Here is a 19,744-nt window from a genome sequence, read left to right as displayed (position 1 = left end):
ATCCCTTCAGGGGGCAAGATTGTCAAGTCCCGGTTGAACAGGGTCGTCCGTCTAGGGAGGGGGCGCCCGGGGGCGGGGTGCCCGCCCTTGCTGCTGGCCGCAGATCGGGGGAACGGCGCCTGGTCTCAGCGGCGTGAGTGGCCGAAGAGGATGCGGTAGCCGACGAGCAGGACGAGGGAGCCGCCGATGGCCGCCGCCCAGGTGGCGCCGTCGTAGAAGTGGTTGGTGATCGGGCGGTCGAGGTAGCGGGCGGAGATCCAGCCGCCGATGAAGGCGCCCGCGATGCCGATGACGGTCGTGCCGATGAAGCCGCCCGGGTCGCGGCCGGGGAGCAGCAGTTTGGCGGCGGCGCCGGCCAGCAGCCCCAGAACGATCCAGCTGATGATGCCCATGCAGTGACCCGGCCTTTCTCGCGCGGTGAGCTTTTGTGCGCTGTTGTCCTGAAGGACGTCACTGCGGAGTGGCGCGGTTGCGGTGATCGATTAGGTGCGGTGTACGACACAGGGGGGAAGGTCCAGGTCGTCGTTGTCCTCCTCGTACCAGCCGGTGCCGTCGAGCCAGGTGGTCAGCCAGTCGGCGAGGCTCGGGGAGTCGAGGAACCAGACGTGGTCCGGGTCGCCGCCGTTCGGCTCGAACAGCAGGACCTGGGCGGACTCGCCGCGGCAGTCCACGCAGGCGTACATCCCGCAGCCCCAGTGGGATATCGGAAGCACGCCCTCGGGCCAGCCCCAGTCGGAGCCGCGCATCCCGGCGTACTTCTCGACGACGGACGGCTCGCCTCCGGACGAGTTGCCGTCGAGCAGGGGCAACAGGCCGTATTCCGGGCCGAATCCGCCGTCGCCTATCCGGGTGTAGAGGGCGGCGAGCAGCGACGGGACGGCAAAGCCGAGGGCGGCCTCCGCCCCGGCCAGGGTGCTCGCGCTCGCGGGAGCGGGCAGCGTGTCCCAGCCCCAGGGCCGGGTGGTCCGTGCCTCGGCGGCGACGCGGGCCAGCAACTCCTCGATGTCCGTCATGCGTTCATGGTGGACCACGGCACTGACAATCGAGCTCCGCGTGGCCGCCGAGGCGGCAGTCGGCTCTAGCGCGAGGCGAACGGCTGGTCCGTGCGCACGATTTCGCGGCCCAGCGGCATCAACGACACCGGGATGAGCTTGAAGTTGGCGACACCGAGCGGGATGCCGATGATCGTGACGCAGAGGAGGAATCCGGTGACGATGTGGCCGATGGCGAGCCACCAGCCCGCCAGGATCAGCCACAGGACGTTGCCGATGCAGGACGGCGCGCCCGCGTCGCGGCGCTCAACTGTCGTGTAGCCGAAGGGCCACAGGGCATAGCGGCCGATCCGGAAGCTGGCGAGGCCGAACGGGATGCCGATGATCGTGATGCACAGGAGCAGCCCCGCCACCAGATAGCCGATGAACATCCAGAACCCGCACAGGACGAGCCAAATGACGTTGAGGATTGTCTTCACTGCTGGCGACCTGCCATCTGCTCGAGCCGGGAGATGCGTTCCGCCATCGGCGGATGCGTGGAGAACATCTTGGACATGCCCTGCCCCGGACGGAAAGGGTTCGCAATCATCATGTGACTTGCCGTCTCAAGGCGTGGCTCAGGAGGCAGCGGGAGCTGCTTCGTGCCCGCGTCGAGCTTACGCAGGGCGCTCGCAAGGGCCAGCGGATCGCCGGTGAGTTGCGCACCGGCCGCGTCGGCCTCGTACTCCCTGGAGCGGCTGATCGCGAGCTGGATGACGGAGGCGGCGAGCGGCCCGAGGAGCATGATCAGGAGCATGCCGAAGATTCCGGGGCCTTCGTTGTCGTTCGAGCGGCCGATCGGGATCAGCCAGGCGAAGTTGACCAGGAACATGATCACCGAGGCGAGCGCGCCCGCGACGGACGAGATCAGGATGTCCCGGTTGTAGACGTGGCTGAGCTCATGGCCGATGACACCCCGGAGCTCACGCTCGTCCAGGAGCCGCAGGATTCCTTCGGTGCAGCAGACCGCGGCGTTGCGCGGATTGCGGCCCGTCGCGAAGGCGTTGGGGGCCTCGGTCGGTGAGATGTAGAGGCGGGGCATCGGCTGGCGGGCCTGGGTGGAGAGCTCGCGGACCATGCGGTACAGCTCGGGCGCCTCGAATTCGCTCACCGGGCGCGCGCGCATGGCGCGCAGGGCGAGCTTGTCGCTGTTCCAGTACGCGTACGCGTTGGTGCCGAGCGCCACGAAGAGCGCGACGATCAGGCCCGTACGTCCGAAGAAACTGCCGATGACGAGGATGAGAGCGGACAGTCCCCCGAGGAGTACGGCGGTCTTCAACCCGTTGTGCCGGCGGTGCACGGTACGCCCTCCTGGTGGTGCGTGGGGGAACCCTCTGCCTACTGGTGCTTCCACTCTTCAGTGGACCCTCCCGTACTGGTCAACGCCAGGCGGGGGGCACTAGTTCCCTTGTGCGCGCAGGAGCGGTGTGGGCCGCTCGGGTGAGGCCCCGAGCGGCCTTGGAGGAAGGGGATCGTCAGAAGAGGCCGGTGTCCGCGAACCTCAGGACGAGTTGCGGCGCTCCGGAGAGGGCGACGCCGAGGACCGCGGTCAGGGCGATGGCCGCCGTCAGCGGGGCGGGCACGCGGTGCTTCACCGGCTCGCCCTCGGGGGCGCGGAACAGCAGCGCGGTCCACTGGAGGTAGTAGAAGAGCGCGATCACCACGTTCACGGCCATCACCACGGCGAGCCAGCCGAGGCCCGCGTCGACCGCCGCCGAGAAGACGGTGACCTTCGCGAAGAGGCCGATGATGCCCGGCGGCAGGCCCGCGAGGCAGAGCAGGAAGAAGCCGAGCACGAGGGCGGACAGGGGGCTCCTGGCGTACAGGCCCCGGTAGTCGCTGACGCGGTTCAGGCGCTGTGTGCGGCCGACGAGCGCGGCCACGGCGAAGGCGCCGAGGTTCACGGCCGCGTACATCAGGGCGTACGCGACGGTAGAACCGATGGCCTTCTCGGCCTCCGCGGGATTGTCCGCGTAGCCGGCGGCGGCGATCGGCACCAGGAGGTAGCCGGCCTGGCCGACCGAGGACCAGGCGAGCAGCCGGACCGCGCTGTACGCGCGCGTGGCCTGCTGCCGCAGCGCCGCCACGTTGCCCGCGGTCATGGTGAGCGCGGCGAGCACGGCGAGCGCCGGGCCCCACACGTCCGCGTACGAGGGGAAGGCGACGACGGTGACGAGGATCAGGCCGGTGAAGCCGACCGCCTTGCCGACCACGGAGAGGTAGGCCGCCACCGGCAAGGGGGCGCCTACGTAGGTGTCGGGTACCCAGAAGTGGAAGGGCACGGCCGCCACCTTGAAGGCGAAGCCGACGAGGGTGAGGGCGACGCCGGTCTGGGCGAGCGTGTCCAGCTGCCCGTCCACGGTGCGGAGTTCGGTGGCGATCTCGGTGAGGTGCAGGGTGCCGGTCGCGGCGTACACGAAGCTGACGCCCATCAGCGTCACGGCGGTCGCGGCGACCGAGGAGAGGAAGAACTTCAGGGCCGCTTCGGAGGACCGCTTGTCGCCGTGCCTGAGGCCGACGAGCGCGAAGGCGGGCAGCGAGGCGACCTCCAGGGCGACGACGAGGGTCGCGAGGTCGCGGGAGGCGGGCAGCAGCGCGGCGCCCGCTGCCGAGGACAGCAGCAGGAACCAGAACTCCCCTTCGGGGAGTTCCCTCTTGGTGCCGTTCGCGTCCTTGAGGGCGGTCATCGACAAGAGCGCGGCCAGCAGGGCACCGCCCAGGACGAGGAGCTGGATGACGAGCGTGAAGCGGTCGGCGGTGTAGCTGCAGGCGTCCGCGCCGCCGGTCAGGCAGAAGGTCGACCGGTCGTCGTTCAGGATCGGAAGCAGCGACAGCGCGGCCGCTGCCAGTCCCGCCACGGAGATCCAGCCGAGCAGCGCCTTCTTGTTGTCGCCCACGAAGAGGTCGGCGACCAGCACGAGGAGACCGACGACCGCCGCGATGGTGGGCGGGGCGATCGCCAGCCAGTCGACGGACTGGACGACACTGGCGGCGCTTTCGGCGGCCACGGTCACGACTTGCCTCCTGCGAGGAGCTGCTGCACGGCCGGGTCGGTGAGGCCGAGCAGCGCGGCGGGCCAGAGTCCGGCGAGGACGGTGAGGGCGACGAGCGGGGTCCAGGCGGCGAACTCATAGCCCTGGACGTCGGCGAGCGCCGGGGATTCGGTCGCGGCGGCGCCCTGCGGCATCGGGCCCATACAGACGCGGCGTACGACGATGAGCATGTACGCGGCGGTGAGCAGGGTGCCGAACGCGGCGATCGCCATGAACGTGAGGAAGGCCGGGCGGCTGAGGTCGTCGGCGGGCTTGAACGCGCCGAACAGGGCGAGCATTTCGCCCCAGAAACCGGCGAGGCCCGGCAGTCCGAGCGAGGCGACCGCGCCGAAGGCGAGCAGGCCGCCGAGGCGGGGGGCCTTGCCGTAGAGCGCGGCGCCCGACTCCTGCGCGAGGGTGTCGAGGTCGCTGGTGCCGGTGCGGTCCTTCAGCGCGCCGACGAGGAAGAACAGCAGGCCGGTGATGAGGCCGTGCGCGATGTTGGCGAACAGCGCGCCGTTCACGCCGGTCGGGCTCATCGTCGAGATGCCGAGGAGTACGAAGCCCATGTGGCCCACGGACGAGTAGGCGATGAGGCGCTTGAGGTCGCCCTTCGCGCCCTGCTTGGCGAGCGCGAGGCAGGCAAGCGATCCGTAGATGATCCCGACGACCGCGAAGGCCGCGAGGTACGGCGCGAAGGTGCTCATCCCGTCGGGCGTGATGGGCAGCAGGATGCGGACGAACCCGTACGTGCCCATCTTCAGCAGCACGCCGGCCAGCAGGACCGAGCCGACGGTGGGCGCGGCGGTGTGCGCGTCCGGCAGCCAGCTGTGCAGCGGCCACATCGGCGTCTTGACCGCGAGCCCGATCCCGATCGCCAGAACTGCGATGACCTGCACGGATGTTGTCAGGCCACGGCCGTTGTCAGTGGCGAGTGCCACCATGTCGAATGTGCCGGAGTTCAGGCCGATGAGGAGGAGACCGAGCAGCATCACGACGGAGCCGAGCAGCGTGAAGAGGATGAACTTCCAAGCGGCTTGGGCCCGTTGCTCACCGCCCCAGCGGGCGATGAGGAAGTACATCGGGATGAGCACCATCTCGAACGCCAGGAAGAACAGCAGCAGATCGAGGACGGCGAAGGTCGCGAGGGTGCCGGACTCGAGCACGAGGATCAGTGCCACAAATGCCTTGGGGGACGGCCCAGTCGGCATTTTGAAGTAGGAGTACAGCGCGCAGAGGAAGGTCAGCAGCGCGGTCAGGACCAGAAGGGGGAGCGAGATGCCGTCGATGCCGAGGTGGATGCGCACGTCGAGTGCGGGGATCCAGCTGATATCGGTCGTGGCCTGCATCTTCGACGGCTGGTCGTGGTCGAAGCCGAGCGCGAGGACGATCGCGGCGATGAGGATCGCGCCGGTCACGGTCACGCCGTGGCGGAGCACGGCCTGGTCGGGCGACTTCCCCTTCAGTCCGGGCGGGGCCGGCAGGAGGGCGGCGACGGCGCCGATGAGCGGGCCGACGACGATCAATGCGAGAAGGAACTGCATCACGGATTCGCTGATATCGATCACGGCTGCTCACGCTCCGACGGTGGCGACGAGGACGGCGGCGACAGCCAGGACGACGGTGCCTGCGAGCAGCGCGCTCAGGTAGGTCTGCACATTGCCGGTCTGGGCGCGGCGGACGGCCGCGCCGAGCCAGCGGGGTGCGGTGCCAGCGCCGCGTACGTACGTGTCGACGACCTCGCGGTCGAGGAACCGCACGAGGCTCGCTGCCGCCTGGACGGGGCGCACGAACAGGGCGGTGTAGACGGCGTCGACGTGGAAACCGACGGCTGCGTGGCGGTGCAGCGGGCCGAGCAGGAGGCGGCCCGGGTCCGCCGGGTCGTGGGCCGCAGCCACGTCTCCGTACGCGGGGGCGTGCGTGGCGATGGCCTCTGCCTCGACGAGCCCGCCGTCGGCCTCCGCGTCGGCGGCGACCGCGCCCATCGGGACGCGGGCGGCGAGCGCGGTGGTGTGGCGCCACGCGCCGTACGTGACGAGCCCGCCGACGAGGGCGAGTCCCGTACCGAGGACGGAGGTGGTGAGGGTCGGGGTGAGCTCGTGGCCGTCGAACCAGTCCGGCAGGACGCCGACGGTGAGGCCGAAGGCGAGTGAGGGGACGGCGAGCACCCAGAGCACGGCGGTCATCGTGACGGGCTGCCTGCCGTGGTCCGGGGCTTCGGCTCCCTTGCCGTTGAAGGCGAGGAGCCACAGGCGCGTCGCGTAGGCGGCGGTGAGGAGGGCGGTGAGCAGACCGGCGACGAGGACGATCCAGCCCGCGGCGGAGGGTGCGGTCTCGGAGTGGCCGGTGGCCGCGTGCTCGGCGGCGCCCAGGACGGCTTCCTTGGAGAAGAAGCCGCTGAACGGCGGGATCGCGGCGAGCGCGAAGAGCGCCACGGTCATCGTCCAGAAGGCGTCGGGGACGCGGTCGCGCAGGCCCTTCATCCGGGACATCGCGGCGAGGGAGTTGGTGCCGGCGGCGTGGATGATCACGCCTGCGCCGAGGAAGAGGAGCGCCTTGAAGGCGCCGTGCGACAGGAGGTGGAAGACGGCGGCGCCGCGTTCGCCGACGGCGAGGGCGCCGGTCAGATAGCCGAGCTGGCCGATCGTCGAGTAGGCGAGGACGCGCTTGATGTCGTCCTGGGCGAGCGCGGCGAGGGCCGAGCCGGCCATCGTGACGGCGGCCATCACCGCGAGGACGACCAGGGCCGCCGACGACGCGGCGAAGACCGGGAGGAGACGGGCCACGAAGTAGACACCGGCGGCGACCATCGTCGCGGCGTGGATGAGCGCGGAGACGGGCGTGGGGCCCACCATCGCGTCGGGCAGCCAGGTGTGCAGCGGGAACTGCGCGGACTTGCCGGCCACGCCCGCGAGGAGCAGCAGGGCGATGAGCGTGGGGTGGTCGAGGCCGCCGTCCGCGACCGTCGCGAGGACGGTCGTGATGCGGAAGGAGCCCGCGTCGACGGCCAGGGCGAACAGGCCGATCAGGAAGGGGATGTCGCCGAGTTTGGTGACCAGGAAGGCCTTGAGGGAGGCGGCGCGTGCTTCGGGCGTCTCCCAGTAGTGGCCGACGAGGAAGTACGAGCAGATGCCCATGATCTCCCAGCCGACCAGGAGCACCATCAGGTCGCCGGAGTAGACGACGAGCAGCATCGCGGAGGTGAAGAGGGAGACGAGAGCGGCGTACGAGGGGTAGCGCGGGTCGTCGCGCAGGTAGCCCGTCGAGTAGATCTGCACGCAGGAGGCGACGACGCCGACCAGTACGGCGACCAGGGCGGCGAAGCCGTCGATGTGCAGGGCGAGTTCGATGGGGACCGAGCCGGTCGGGGTGAGCTCGGTGGCGGAATCGATGTCGGCGCCGCCGCCGTGCCGGACGGCGACCAGGACGGCGAGGACGAGCGCGGCCAGCGTGGGCAGCACCGCGAGGGGGCGTACGAGTCCGGGGATCGTGCGGCCGAGCAGCAGGCCGGCGGCCGCGCCGAGGAACGGCAGGAGGGGGACGAGTACGGCGAGGGTGGTCGTGGTCACGCGGTGGCCTCAGCCTTCTGCGACTTCTGCGACTTCTCTGCCGGGGCGGGCTCTTCGGTGGCCGCGCCCTCGGCATCGTCTTCGGGGTCTTCGGGGCCCTCCGCGGTGTCGCGGAGGTCGTCGACGGCGGAGGAGCCGCGGTTGCGGTAGACGGCGAGGACGATCGCGAGGCCGATGCCGATCTCGGCGGCGGCGATGGCGATGGTGAAGAGGGTCAGGGCCTGGCCGGAGTGGAGGGCGTCGCGCAGCCAGACGTCGAAGGCGACCAGGTTGAGGTTGACGGCGTTGAGCATCAGCTCGACGGACATCAGGACCAGGATCGCGTTGCGGCGGGCGAGTACTCCGTAGAGGCCTACGCAGAAGAGGAGGACGGCCAGGACGGCGGGATAGGCGAGGTGCATCAGCGCTGCTCCTTGTCGCTGGGGGCACCGTTCGTGCGGGTGTCGCCGGGGGCGTTGTTCAGCCGGGTCATGCGGGCGTTCCTGCGGGAGAGGACGATCGCGCCGACCAGGGCGGCGAGGAGCAGGACCGAGAGGGCCTCGAAGGGCAGTACCCAGTGCTGGAAGAGGAACTTCCCGGTCACGGCGGTGGAGCCCTGGGCTTCGTCGGCGGCGCGGTCGAGGTCGATCCACGTCGTACGGAAGGCGTCGACGACGACCCAGACGAGGGCGGCGGCCGCGAGGACGGCCACCGCGAGCGCGACCGGGCGGTTGCCCGAATCGGCGTCCGGGGAGCGGCCGATGGGGGCCCGCGTGAGCATCAGACCGAACAGGAGGAGGACGACGACGGAACCGACGTAGATCAGTACCTGCACCCAGGCGATGAACTCGGCGGTGAGCAGGAGGTACTCGACGGCCAGGCCACCGAGCGTGGCCACCAGCCACAGGGCGGCGTGCACCAGCTGCTTGGTGGTGACGGTGACGATCGCCGAGCCGAGGGTGACAAGACCGACCAGGAGGAAGGCGATCTCCACTCCCGTCGGGGAGAGGAAGCCCTGGCTCTCGGCGGCCTTGGCCGCCGCTTCGGAGGCTGTTGTGAGGGTCACGCGTCTCCCTCCGGTCCGGGTCCCTCGGCCTGTTGCGCCGCGGCAAGCTTCTCCGCCGCCTTGCGGGCGGTGGCGATCTCCTTGGGCTCTTCGGCGGTGGGGACCAGGGCGGGCGGGGCCGGCACGGTCCACATCCAGTCGCGGAGCTTGTCGCGCTCGTGGGTGAGTTCGTGGATGTCGGTCTCGGCGTACTCGAACTCCGGGGACCAGAACAGGGCGTCGAAGGGGCAGACCTCGATGCAGATGCCGCAGTACATGCAGAGGGAGAAGTCGATGGCGAAGCGGTCGAGGACGTTGCGGCTGCGCTCGCGGCCGCCCTCGACGGCCGGCGGGACCGTCTCCTTGTGGGAGTCGATGTAGATGCACCAGTCCGGGCACTCGCGGGCGCACAGCATGCAGACCGTGCAGTTCTCCTCGAAGAGGCCGATGACGCCGCGGGATCGGGGCGGGAGTTCGGGCTGGTGTTCCGGGTACTGCTGGGTGACGGTCTTCTTCGTCATCGTGCGGAGGGTGACGGCGAGGCCCTTGGCCAGGCCGCTGCCAGGGATCGGAGGCATTAGTTGATCGCCACCTTCACGATTCCGGTGAGCGCGATCTGCGCGAGGGCGAGCGGGACGAGGAGGGTCCAGGAGAGCTTCTGGAGCTGGTCCTCGCGGAGACGGGGGTAACTGACGCGTAGCCAGATCACGAGGAAGGCGAGCACGGCCGTCTTCAGGAGGGTCCAGACCCAGCCGAGGCCGTCGGCGCCCCAGGGGCCGTGCCAGCCGCCGAGGAAGAGGACGGTGGTGAGGCCGCAGAGGACGACGATTCCGGCGTACTCGGCGAGGAGGAAGAGGGCGAAGCGCAGGCCCGTGTACTCCGTGTACGCGCCGAAGATGATCTCCGAGTCGGCGACCGGCATGTCGAAGGGCGGGCGCTGCAGTTCGGCGAGCCCCGCGATGAAGAAGACGAGGGCGCCGACGATCTGCCAGGGCAGCCACCACCACTCGAAGGCGTTGAGGATGCCGGGCAGCGAGACCGTCCCGGCGGCCATCGCGACCGAGGCCGCGGCGAGCAGCATCGGGAGTTCGTACGCGAGGAGCTGGGCGGCGGTGCGCAGGCCGCCGAGGAGGGAGAACTTGTTGGCGCTGGCCCAGCCTGCCATCAGCGAGCCGAGTACGCCGATGCCCATGACCGCGAGGACGAAGAAGATGCCGGCGTCGACGAGTTGGCCGACGGCGCCTTCGCTCGGGCCGATGGGGATGGCCACGAGGACGAGGAGGTAGGGCAGCAGGGCGACGGCGGGGGCGAGCTGGAAGATGCGGCGGTCGGCGTCGGCCGGTACGACGTCTTCCTTCTGCGCGAACTTGACGCCGTCGGCGACGAGCTGGGCCCAGCCGTGGAAGCCACCGGCGTACATGGGGCCGAGGCGGCCCTGCATGTGGGCCATCACCTTGTGCTCGGTCTGGCCGATGACCAGGGGCAGGACCATGAATACGGCGAAGACGACGAGGAGCCGCAGGGCAACGTCGAGAGTGTCGTTCACTCCGTGCCTCCTGGGCGGTCGTCTTCGGGGGTTTCGGTGGGGGCGGGGTCGGGGGTGGCGGTGGGCTCGGGTGCCGGTGCGGGTGCCGGTGCGGGTGCGGGTGCGGGTGCCTGATCCGCGTCGGCCGTCGGCTCGGGCGCGAGTGCCGGCTCGGGGGCGGGCGTCTGCTCGGGCTCGGGTGCGGGCGTCTGCTCGGGCTCGGGTGTCGGCGTCTGCTCGGGCTCCACTGCCTGCCCGGGTGCGGCCGTCGGCTCGGCCTCAGGCGTCGGCTCGGCCTCGGCAGTCGGCTCGGGTGCCGACCCGGGCGGGGGCGTCGACTCGGGCTCGGGTGTCGGCATTTGCTCGGGCTCCACTGCCTGCCCGGGTACGGCCGTCGGCTCGGCCTCAGGCGTCGGCTCAGGTGTCGGCCCAGGCGGGGGCGTCTGCTTCGCCTCGGGTGCGGGCGTCTGCTCCGCCTCGGGTGCCGGCTCCGCCTCGGGTGTCGGCGCTGCCCTGAGTGTCGGCTCGGGCTCGGGCGTCGGCTCAGCCGCAGGTGTCGGCTCGGCCGTCGGCTCAACCGCAGGTGTCGGCTCGGGCGTCGGGGCGACCGCAGGTGTCGGCGCCGCCTTGGGTGCCGGCTCGGGGGCAGGTGGCGCCTCGGCCTCCGGCGTGGGCTTCTGGTCAGTCGGGGCTGTCGGCTCCCCCTTGGGGGTCGCCTCCGGTGTTGCCGGCTTCGGCTGGTCGGTGTCGTCGAACGCCGGGCGCGCCTTGTGCCACGGGGCGTCGGAGCCGGACGGGGGCGCCGCCGCGGGCTTCGCCTCGGCTTCGGGCTTCACCCGCGCGGTCGACTCCGCTTCGGGCTTCACCGGCGCGGTCGACTCCGCTTCGGGCTTCACCGGCGCGGTCGACTCCGCTTCCGGCTTCACCGGCGCGGTCGCCTCGTCCTCAGGCTTCGCCGCCGCAGGCACTTCAGGCTTCGGCTTCGGCGCAGGCGGTGTTCCCGGGGCCGCAGGCGCGGCCTCCTGCGTCGGTCGCTGGGATGCCGAGCCCTGGCTCACGCTGCGGGAGCGGCGTGGGCGGGGTGCTTCCGGGGTGGCCGGGGTGGGCTGCTCCGCTGTGCCGGACTGGCTTGCCGAGCCCTCGCCCGCCGTGCGGGTGCGGCGGGCCGGGCGGTCGCCTGCCGCGCGGGCCGCGCCGCGGGCCGGGCGGGCCGGGGCCGCGGGGAGTTGGCCCTTCAGGGGGCCCCATTCGTTCGGGTCCGGTACGCCGGGGGGCAGCATCTGGCGGCGCTTGGGGCCGCCGTGCTCCGACTCCCCCGGCTCCTTGGCGCCCGGCCAGGCCTTCGCGACACGGGCGGCGAGCACGAAGTCCTTGCGCAGGGGGTGGCCTTCGAAGGTCTCGGGGAGGAGCAGCGGCACCAGGTTCGGGTGGCCTTCGAAGCCGATGCCGAACATCTCGTGCGTCTCCCGCTCGTGCCAGCCCGCGCCCGCGTAGACGCCGACCGCGGTCGGCAGGACCGGGGCGTCGTGCGGAACGGTCGTACGGATGAGGAGACGGCGTACCGGAGCGAGGGCGACGACGTGGGCCGATACGAGGAAGCCCGTGCCCGGCTCGTCGACCGCGCTCAGCCAGTCGAAGTAGGTGCAGGTCAGGGTCGTGCGAGCGGTTTCGAGCGCGGCGATCCAGGAGGTGGGCGGTACGTCCACCGTCAGGAGGTCGTACGACTCGTCGGCCGTCGCCTCCGCACCGAAGAGCTCCTCGACGGGGCTCGGCAGCCAGCCGGTCATGCCGTGCCCTCCCCCGAGGCAGAAGGAGCAGAAGGAGCAGAAGGCGGCTTCACCAAGCCGCTCTGCAGCGCCGCGGCCGACGGGCGGTTGGCGCCCCCGTACCGCTCCCCCAGCGACTCCCGCGCGATCTTCTCCTGGAGCTTGAGGATCCCCTGCAGGAGCGCTTCCGGCCGGGGCGGGCATCCGGGGACGTACACGTCGACCGGGATGATCTGGTCGACGCCCTTGGTGACGGAGTACGAGTCCCAGTAGGGGCCGCCGCAGTTGGAGCAGGCGCCGAAGGAGATCACGTACTTCGGCTCGGGCATCTGCTCGTACAGGCGCTTCACGGCGGGGGCCATCTTGTCCGTGACCGTGCCGGACACGACCATCAGGTCGGCCTGGCGCGGGCCCGGCGCGAACGGGATGACGCCGAGCCTGATGAAGTCGTGGCGCGCCATGGACGCGGCGATGAATTCGATGGCGCAGCAGGCGAGACCGAAGTTGAAGACCCAGAGGGAGTACCGGCGGCCCCAGTTGAGGACCACCTTCATCGGCTCCGGGGCGAGGCGCGCGAGTGCGCCAAGCCTCTTCGGCTCGGGAAGCAGAACGGGCTCTGGGGTCACGTCCACGTCAGGACGCCCTTCTTGTATGCGTACAGCAGACCCACGGTCAGGAAGCCGAGGAAGATGAACATCTCCACCAGCGTCGTGGCACCGTAGCCGGGCGCGGCGAAGACCGTCGCCCACGGAAAGAGGAAGATCGAGTCGACGGCGAAGATGACGTAGAGGAACGCGTAGACGTAGTAGCGGACCTGGGTGTGGGCCCAGCCCTCGCCGACCGGGTCGACGCCGCACTCGTACGTCAGGAGTTTCTCCGGGGTCGGCACGACGGGCCGCAGCAGCCGCCCCGCGCCGAAGGCGACGGCGACGAACAGCACGCCCACGACGGCGAGCAGTCCGACGACGGAGTACGACTGGTAGTAGCTCGCCGCGACGTTCGTCACGTGCACGTCAGCCCCTTCACTCCCCGACAGTCCCCGACCGCCTCTGAAATTGATCACCGTTCAGTGATCACAGTTCATTGATCACTGTTCGACGATCTGTACGCACGGGAGTCTAGGGCCTGCTAAAGGCAAGGTAAGCAGAGCGTCACGCTTCGGTCAGGACGGGTGGGGTTATCCCCCGCCCAGCTTGGCGGTCAACCTCATGGCGCCGGAGCGGCGGGCCGGGCACCCTTGCGCATATGACCGCAAGCGCCATGTCCCCTTCTCCGTCCGCGTCCTCGGTGTCCCCGCCGCCCGCCCGCTTCGCGGCGTACGACCGGCACACCTGGAAGGAGATCGCGCACCTCCTCGCCAATCTGCCGCTGGGCGTGGCCGGTTTCGTCTATGTGACCGTGGCCGTGGCGGTGGGCGGCGGTCTGTCCGTGACGGTCGTCGGTCTGCCGCTGCTCGCGGGCGCGCTGATCGGCGCGCGGCAGCTCGGCAAGGCGGAGCGGGCCCGCGCCAGGGCGCTGCTCGGGCTGCGGATCGAAGAGCCGAGTCCGCTGCCGAGACAGCACGGGCACGGCTTCTTCAGCTGGCTGTGGTCGAGCCTGAAGGACCCGGTGGGCTGGCGCGCGATGCTGTACGAGTTCATCCGGCTGCCCTGGGGCGTGGTGACCTTCACCGTCGCCTTCACCGGCCTCTTCGTGTTCTGGCCCGTACTCCCCTACGTCGCGCGCGGTCTGACCAACGCCGACCGGGCGATGGCGCGCGGCCTTCTCTCGCCCTCCGACGAACTGGAGCGGCGCATCGCCGAACTGGAGTCGGACCGGGGCGTCGTGGTCGACACGGCGGCCGCCGATCTGCGCCGCATCGAGCGCGATCTGCACGACGGCGCGCAGGCCCGCCTGGTCGCGCTCGCCATGGGCCTCGGCCTGGCCAAGGAGAAGCTCCTCGAGGACCCCGACGCCGCGGCGGCGATGGTCGACGAGGCGCACGGCGAGGTGAAGCTCGCCCTCCAGGAGCTGCGCGACCTGGCCCGCGGCATCCACCCTGCGGTCCTCACCGACCGCGGCCTGGACGCGGCGCTCTCCTCCGTGGCCTCGCGGTGCACGGTCCCGGTGAAGGTGACGGCCGATCTGCCCGACCGCCCGGCCGCCGCGATCGAGGGCATCGCGTACTTCACGGTCTCCGAGCTGCTGCAGAACGTCAGCAAGCACAGCGGGGCGCGCACGGCGTCCGTGGAGGTGTGGCGCTCCGACCAGCGCCTGCTCATCCAGGTGGGGGACGACGGCCACGGCGGCGCGAGCCTCGACGGGGGCACGGGCATGGCGGGGCTCGCGGACCGGCTCGGCGCGGTCGACGGCCTGTTCGTCATCGATTCGCCGCAGGGCGGTCCGACGACGATCACGGCGGAGCTGCCGTGGCGGGACCGGGACCAGGGGTAGGGAAAACCCCCGGTCGAAGACACCCACCCACCACATGGTCCGGATCCGCCCAGGACAGCAGGCTGGTCATAGACAGCGCACGACCCAGCAGCGACCCAGCAGCGACCGAGCAGCGACCGAGCAGAAACGGACGGCACCGATGGCCACGGAGTACGGACAGGAGTACGGACGCATGGACCGTTCGGAGTTCCGGGGTTCCGACCTCGATGAGCGCCGGCGCCGGATTCCCGCCGGGCTGCGCGCGCCGTTCGAGGCCCGTGCCTGGAAGGAGTTCGGCTATGTGCTGCTCAGCCTGCCCATCAGCATCGTCACCTTCACGTACGCGATCACGATGCTGTCGCTCGGTGCCGGCCTGCTGATCACGTTCATCGGCATCCCGGTGCTGGCCGCCGGTCTGGCCGGCTGCCGGGGCATCGGCGCCCTGGAGCGGGTGCGGGCGCGCTCGCTGCTCGGCGTCGAGGTGGCGAACCCAGAGCCGCTGCGGCCCAAGAACCGCGGGCCGATGGGATGGATGGGCGCCGTTCTCAAGAGCGGTGTCTCCTGGCGGCACGTCCTTTACTCGGTGCTCCACATGCCGTGGGCGGTCTTCTCGTTCAGCGTGTCGCTGGTCTTCTGGTCGAGCGGCTGGACGCTCCTGACGTATCCGCTGTGGCAGTGGCTCTTCCCGGCGTACGGGGATCAGGGCGGCATCCAGCTCTACGGCGACGACGGTCACCGCATCTACCTGGACAACCCCTTCGAGATCGGTGTCACCGCCCTCATCGGACTGCTGATCACGCTGGCCACCCCCTGGATCATCCGGGCCCTGACCACCGTCGACCGCGTCATGGTGGCCGGCCTGCTCGGCCCGTCGAGCCTGGCGACGCGGGTCGTCGAGCTGGAGTCGGACCGGGGCGTCGTGGTCGACACGGCCGCCGCCGATCTGCGCCGTATCGAGCGCGATCTGCACGACGGCGCGCAGGCCCGCCTGGTCGCGCTCGCCATGGACCTGGGTCTGGCCAAGGAGAAGCTGGCGGAGGACCCCGAGGCCGCGGCGCGCATGGTGGACGAGGCACACGGCGAGGTGAAGGTCGCCCTCCAGGAGCTGCGCGACCTGGCCCGCGGCATCCACCCGGCGGTCCTCACCGACCGCGGCCTGGACGCGGCGCTCTCCGCGCTCGCCGCGCGGTGCACGGTTCCGGTGCAGGTCGAGGTGGATCTGCCCGCGCGTCCCGCCGCCGCGATCGAGGGCATCGCGTACTTCACGGTCTCCGAGCTGCTGCAGAACATCTCCAAGCACGCGCGGGCGACGCGCGGCACCGTCGACGTCTGGCATGTCGAGGACCGGCTGATGCTCCAGGTCACCGACAACGGCGCGGGCGGCGCCGACGTGACGTCGGGCTCCGGCCTCGCGGGGCTCGCCGAGCGGCTCGACGCGGTCGACGGGATCCTGGTCGTGAACTCGCCGGCGGGCGGGCCGACGACGGTGACGGCGGAACTGCCGTGGCGGGCGTAGCCCGCACCAACAGTGCCTTGTCTCCCGGGAGTTGGGTACCTTCTGGCTGAGCGGCCGGAGAAGAACCCCCGGGGGAGACGCACCATGCAGCGAGGACGGTCCCGTCTGCGCGAGCGGATACAGCAGCGGCTGCGGGGAGACGCTCCCCCGGCCGACTCGGACGCCGGCAGCCAGGCCGCGGACAATGGGCTGCCGTTCGACTACCGCGTGCGCGTCCTCGTGGAGATCCAGGAGGATCCGGATGAACTGGCGCTCGCGGAGAGCCAGTTGACCGCACGGGGCTGGCCGGTCAGGGAGCCCAAGCCGGGCGAGTACGCGCCGGGCGAGGTGACACCTTCGTACGTCCCAAGGATCGTCGAGGTGCGCCTCATCGGCGCTCGCGAGGGCGCCGCCCAACACGCCCTGCACCAGGTGATGGACCTCTCCCACGCCAGGGAACTCGCCCTGCACGTACGGGACGCGGCGCTGATCCAGCATCGGCCGGACCCGCACATCACCTGGAAGATTCACTCAAAGCGGGTCCCCACCCCGCGCGAGCGGCTGAGGGCCTTGCTGGGCCTCCACACCGACGAGCCGGAGGGGACTCCGGGGCCCGAGCGGGTGATCCGGATCCCGGAGGACGCACCCGAGGCGGACGCGCTGGCGGCGGCGGCCTCGCATTCCCCGGCATGGCCTCCGTTCGACCCGCTGGAGCACGAGGTGCGGCCCGCGCGGATCAACGAGACGTCGCCGATGGCATTTGTGCACTGCGGCATGGCCGCCGCCGCGGTCATCCTCACCGATCAGGCCATCCGGTCCGTGCGTACGTCGTCCGACGCATCGTGGTGGCTCGACGCCCGTGTCCTGTGCATCGTCGGGCTCACCTTTCATCTCGGCGTCGGCGTCAAGTGGATCTATCTCCAGTCCCCGTCCCTGCGCACCATCCTTCCCTGGGCGCTCCCGGTCGTCCTGCCCGCCGCATTCGCCGCGGTTCCGCAGGTGGGGCAGTCGGTGTACTCGGGCTATCTGTCGGCCTTCGGTCTGTCCGGAGAGGTCTCGGCCGGGGTTTGGCCGGACGGCCTCATCGCCGGGCTATGGGTGTCGCTGGCGTTTCTGTACGGACTGATCGCGGGCCTGGGCGCGAGCGGTTGGGTGTTCCGGACCACGGCGCGTTCCGGCTCCGCCCTCAGCATCACGGTGGTGCTCGGGGTGTACCTGGGGAGCGCCGCGGGCGTGCTCCTCCTCGCCAACGCCGTGACCGACCGCGCCGCCGACTCCGGCGACCGGGCCGTCGCCGCCGCGAAGGAGTACCGCACCCCCGGCGCCTACTACGGCCTCAAGGCCGACTTCACCTGCGTACGCCCGAAAGAGAAGGACGCCCCCGTCTACGGCGGCACCCTCCCCGCGGACCGCCCGCTGCTCACCTTCGGACCCAAGGGTGACCGTGTGTCCCTCTGGGATCCGAAGACGAAGCGCGCGCTGAGCATGCGTCTCGAAGACGCCTCCTTCGTGCCCGCCAAGAGCGAACACGGGAAAGCGGTCTGTCCACGAACCAAGTAACGCCCGCGCGTACGCGCGATACTGAGGTGCCGGGGGACTCAAGAACCAAACATGCCGGGGGGCCGTGAACGTGGAGGACAAAGTGCGGGTGGTCATCGCCGAGGATTCAGTGCTGCTCAGGGAGGGCCTGACCCGGTTGCTGACCGACCTCGGGCACGACGTCGTCGCGGGGGTGGGCGACGCGGACGCGCTGATCAAGACGGTCGACCAGCTCCACGCGACGGACGCGCTGCCCGACGTGGTGGTCGCCGATGTGCGGATGCCGCCGACGCACACCGACGAGGGGGTGCGGGCCGCGGTCCAGCTGCGCCACCAGTATCCGGGGCTCGGGGTGCTCGTCCTTTCGCAGTACGTCGAGGAGCAGTACGCCACCGAGCTGCTCGCCGGGTCCAGCCGCGGCGTCGGCTATCTGCTCAAGGACCGGGTCGCCGAGGTCCGTGAGTTCGTGGACGCGGTGGTGCGGGTCGCGCAGGGCGGCACCGCGCTCGACCCGGAAGTCGTGGCGCAACTGCTCGGCCGCAGCCGTAAGCAGGACGTCCTCGCGGGTCTTACGCCGCGCGAGCGCGAGGTGCTCGGTCTGATGGCCGAGGGGCGGACGAACTCGGCGATCGCCCGGCAGCTCGTGGTGAGCGACGGCGCCGTCGAGAAGCACGTCAGCAATATCTTCCTGAAGCTCGGCCTCTCCCCGAGTGACGGAGATCACCGGCGCGTACTGGCCGTGCTGACCTATCTCAACTCCTAGAAAACTGACACCCTGTCAGATATTTAGGGCGCAACAAGAGCGTCACCAGGTCGAACCGAGCAGAGCACGAGTACCAGTCGAGCATGAGTACGGAGAACAGTCCTAGAACCAAAGGATGAGTGGGGGGCGTCTTTCATGTCGGGCCGGGGGGCGAGGCAGACTATGGCAAATCAGGGCAATTACGCGTCTCAAAAGCGCGTCCATCATGCGAGCGAGCCCAGGAAGGCGACCCTTACCGACGTAGGGTGGGCCTTGGGAAGGCTGGTCTTCCGGCCTTTGCCGCTCAGCCGCCTCGAGGGAGGTCCAGTTCAGTGACCAGCCAGGTCAGTAGCCCAGCCGAGCAGGCCGACGGGGCAGTCGTCGGAGAGCAACGCAAGCCTGCTGGTGAGAAAGATGTACGCCGTCTGGACCGGGCGATCATCCGTTTTGCGGGTGACTCGGGGGATGGCATGCAGCTCACCGGTGACCGGTTCACTTCGGAGACGGCGTCTTTTGGTAATGACTTGTCGACGTTGCCGAATTTCCCGGCTGAGATCCGTGCTCCTGCCGGGACGCTGCCGGGGGTGTCCTCCTTCCAGTTGCATTTCGCCGATCACGACATCCTGACGCCGGGGGATGCGCCCAACGTGCTGGTGGCGATGAACCCGGCGGCGTTGAAGGCGAACATCGGTGATGTGCCGCGGGGTGCGGAGGTCATCGTCAACACCGATGAGTTCTCCCGGCGGGCGATGCAGAAGGTCGGCTATGAGGTCTCGCCGCTGGAGGACGGTTCGCTGGACGGCTACAGCGTGCACCCGGTGCCGTTGACGACGCTGACGGTCGAGGCGCTCAAGGAGTTCGACCTGTCGCGCAAGGATGCGGGCCGGTCCAAGAACATGTTCGCGCTGGGGTTGTTGTCGTGGATGTATCACCGGCCCACGGAGGGCACGGAGCGGTTTTTGCGGGCGAAGTTCGCGAAGAAGCCGGACATCGCCGAGGCGAACATCGCGGCTTTTCATGCGGGCTGGAACTTCGGTGAGACGACGGAGGACTTCGCCGTCTCCTATGAGGTCGCGCCGGCCGCGTCGGCGTTCGCGACGGGCACGTATCGCAACATCTCGGGGAACCTGGCGCTGTCGTACGGGTTGATCGCGGCGGGGCGGCAGGCGGATCTGCCGCTGTATCTGGGCTCGTATCCGATCACTCCGGCGTCGGACATCCTGCACGAGCTGTCCAAGCACAAGAACTTCGGTGTGCGCACCTTCCAGGCGGAGGACGAGATCGCGGGGATCGGGGCGGCGCTGGGCGCCGCGTTCGGCGGTTCGCTGGCGGTGACGACGACGTCGGGTCCGGGGGTGGCGCTGAAGTCGGAGACCATCGGGCTCGCGGTGTCGCTGGAGCTGCCGTTGCTGGTCGTGGACATCCAGCGTGGCGGGCCCTCGACGGGGTTGCCGACCAAGACGGAGCAGGCGGATCTGCTGCAGGCGATGTATGGGCGCAACGGGGAGGCGCCGGTGCCGATCGTGGCGCCGCAGACGCCGGCCGACTGCTTCGAGGCGGCTTTGGAGGCGGCGCGGATCGCGGTCACCTACCGCACCCCGGTGTTCCT

19 protein-coding genes are annotated in these 19,744 nt (G+C 70.3%); 5 read left to right on the top strand and 14 right to left on the bottom strand.

The window, feature by feature from the left end; translation table 11 throughout:
• Positions 1 to 125: 125 nt before the first annotated feature.
• The 14 genes from ACFWY6_RS30540 to ACFWY6_RS30475 all read right to left on the bottom strand — a co-directional run bounded on the left by ACFWY6_RS30540 (position 126) and on the right by ACFWY6_RS30475 (position 12,959).
• Positions 126 to 392, bottom strand: coding sequence for a GlsB/YeaQ/YmgE family stress response membrane protein (locus ACFWY6_RS30540; protein WP_266863265.1), 267 nt, complete (start codon positions 390 to 392; stop codon positions 126 to 128).
• A 90-nt stretch (positions 393 to 482) separates the two neighbouring features.
• Positions 483 to 1,013: an SMI1/KNR4 family protein gene (locus ACFWY6_RS30535; protein WP_384697066.1), complete on the bottom strand. Its 531-nt coding sequence runs from the start codon at positions 1,011 to 1,013 to the stop codon at positions 483 to 485.
• Positions 1,014 to 1,078: 65 nt separating this feature from the next.
• Positions 1,079 to 1,471 carry a YccF domain-containing protein gene (locus ACFWY6_RS30530; RefSeq protein ID WP_384697063.1) on the bottom strand — a complete coding sequence of 131 codons (393 nt, stop codon included), beginning with the start codon at positions 1,469 to 1,471 and terminating at the stop codon, positions 1,079 to 1,081.
• Positions 1,468 to 2,331 (bottom strand): zinc metalloprotease HtpX, encoded by an 864-nt coding sequence (gene htpX, locus ACFWY6_RS30525; protein WP_384697060.1) that lies wholly within the window; start codon positions 2,329 to 2,331, stop codon positions 1,468 to 1,470. Before htpX ends, ACFWY6_RS30530 begins: the two co-directional genes overlap by 4 nt.
• A 175-nt stretch (positions 2,332 to 2,506) precedes the next feature.
• Positions 2,507 to 4,045: an NADH-quinone oxidoreductase subunit N gene (locus ACFWY6_RS30520; RefSeq protein ID WP_384697057.1), complete on the bottom strand. Its 1,539-nt coding sequence runs from the start codon at positions 4,043 to 4,045 to the stop codon at positions 2,507 to 2,509.
• Entirely contained in the window at positions 4,042 to 5,631 is a 1,590-nt protein-coding gene (locus ACFWY6_RS30515; RefSeq protein WP_384697055.1) for an NADH-quinone oxidoreductase subunit M, read from the bottom strand. Before ACFWY6_RS30515 ends, ACFWY6_RS30520 begins: the two co-directional genes overlap by 4 nt.
• 6 nt (positions 5,632 to 5,637) lie before the next feature.
• Positions 5,638 to 7,632 (bottom strand): NADH-quinone oxidoreductase subunit L, encoded by a 1,995-nt coding sequence (locus ACFWY6_RS30510; RefSeq protein ID WP_384697052.1) that lies wholly within the window; start codon positions 7,630 to 7,632, stop codon positions 5,638 to 5,640.
• A complete protein-coding gene (gene nuoK / locus ACFWY6_RS30505; protein WP_266863279.1) occupies positions 7,629 to 8,033 on the bottom strand; it encodes an NADH-quinone oxidoreductase subunit NuoK in 405 nt (134 codons plus the stop codon). Before nuoK ends, ACFWY6_RS30510 begins: the two co-directional genes overlap by 4 nt.
• Positions 8,033 to 8,677 (bottom strand): NADH-quinone oxidoreductase subunit J, encoded by a 645-nt coding sequence (locus ACFWY6_RS30500; RefSeq protein WP_384697049.1) that lies wholly within the window; start codon positions 8,675 to 8,677, stop codon positions 8,033 to 8,035. The genes nuoK and ACFWY6_RS30500 overlap by 1 nt, the downstream gene beginning before the upstream one ends.
• Entirely contained in the window at positions 8,674 to 9,234 is a 561-nt protein-coding gene (locus ACFWY6_RS30495) for a NuoI/complex I 23 kDa subunit family protein (RefSeq protein WP_384697046.1), read from the bottom strand. Before ACFWY6_RS30495 ends, ACFWY6_RS30500 begins: the two co-directional genes overlap by 4 nt.
• A complete protein-coding gene (locus ACFWY6_RS30490; protein WP_384697043.1) occupies positions 9,234 to 10,202 on the bottom strand; it encodes an NADH-quinone oxidoreductase subunit H in 969 nt (322 codons plus the stop codon). Before ACFWY6_RS30490 ends, ACFWY6_RS30495 begins: the two co-directional genes overlap by 1 nt.
• A complete protein-coding gene (locus tag ACFWY6_RS30485; RefSeq protein WP_384697040.1) occupies positions 10,199 to 11,968 on the bottom strand; it encodes an NADH-quinone oxidoreductase subunit C in 1,770 nt (589 codons plus the stop codon). The genes ACFWY6_RS30490 and ACFWY6_RS30485 overlap by 4 nt, the downstream gene beginning before the upstream one ends.
• Positions 11,965 to 12,579, bottom strand: a complete 615-nt coding sequence (locus tag ACFWY6_RS30480; protein WP_384697037.1) for an NADH-quinone oxidoreductase subunit B — start codon at positions 12,577 to 12,579, stop codon at positions 11,965 to 11,967. Before ACFWY6_RS30480 ends, ACFWY6_RS30485 begins: the two co-directional genes overlap by 4 nt.
• A complete protein-coding gene (locus ACFWY6_RS30475) occupies positions 12,570 to 12,959 on the bottom strand; it encodes an NADH-quinone oxidoreductase subunit A (RefSeq protein WP_266863289.1) in 390 nt (129 codons plus the stop codon). Before ACFWY6_RS30475 ends, ACFWY6_RS30480 begins: the two co-directional genes overlap by 10 nt.
• 233 nt (positions 12,960 to 13,192) lie before the next feature.
• Here ACFWY6_RS30475 and ACFWY6_RS30470 point away from each other — a divergent pair, with 233 nt between their 5' ends.
• The 5 genes from ACFWY6_RS30470 to ACFWY6_RS30450 all read left to right on the top strand — a co-directional run.
• Positions 13,193 to 14,380: a sensor histidine kinase gene (locus ACFWY6_RS30470; protein WP_384697034.1), complete on the top strand. Its 1,188-nt coding sequence runs from the start codon at positions 13,193 to 13,195 to the stop codon at positions 14,378 to 14,380.
• 139 nt (positions 14,381 to 14,519) lie between these two features.
• Entirely contained in the window at positions 14,520 to 15,875 is a 1,356-nt protein-coding gene (locus tag ACFWY6_RS30465; protein ID WP_384697031.1) for a sensor histidine kinase, read from the top strand.
• Positions 15,876 to 15,959: 84 nt separating this feature from the next.
• A complete protein-coding gene (locus tag ACFWY6_RS30460; protein ID WP_384697028.1) occupies positions 15,960 to 17,414 on the top strand; it encodes a hypothetical protein in 1,455 nt (484 codons plus the stop codon).
• An 82-nt stretch (positions 17,415 to 17,496) separates the two neighbouring features.
• The gene (locus tag ACFWY6_RS30455; RefSeq protein WP_384697069.1) at positions 17,497 to 18,156 is read left to right on the top strand and encodes a LuxR C-terminal-related transcriptional regulator; all 660 of its coding nucleotides are present in this window, start codon (positions 17,497 to 17,499) and stop codon (positions 18,154 to 18,156) included.
• 311 nt (positions 18,157 to 18,467) lie between these two features.
• Positions 18,468 to 19,744: 2-oxoacid:acceptor oxidoreductase family protein (locus ACFWY6_RS30450; protein ID WP_384697025.1), on the top strand; the 1,277-nt coding region annotated here is incomplete at its 3' end.

This window comes from Streptomyces sp. NPDC059037, assembly GCF_042740015.1.
GTDB lineage: Bacteria > Actinomycetota > Actinomycetes > Streptomycetales > Streptomycetaceae > Streptomyces.
This window is presented reverse-complemented; position numbering and strand designations above follow the sequence as displayed.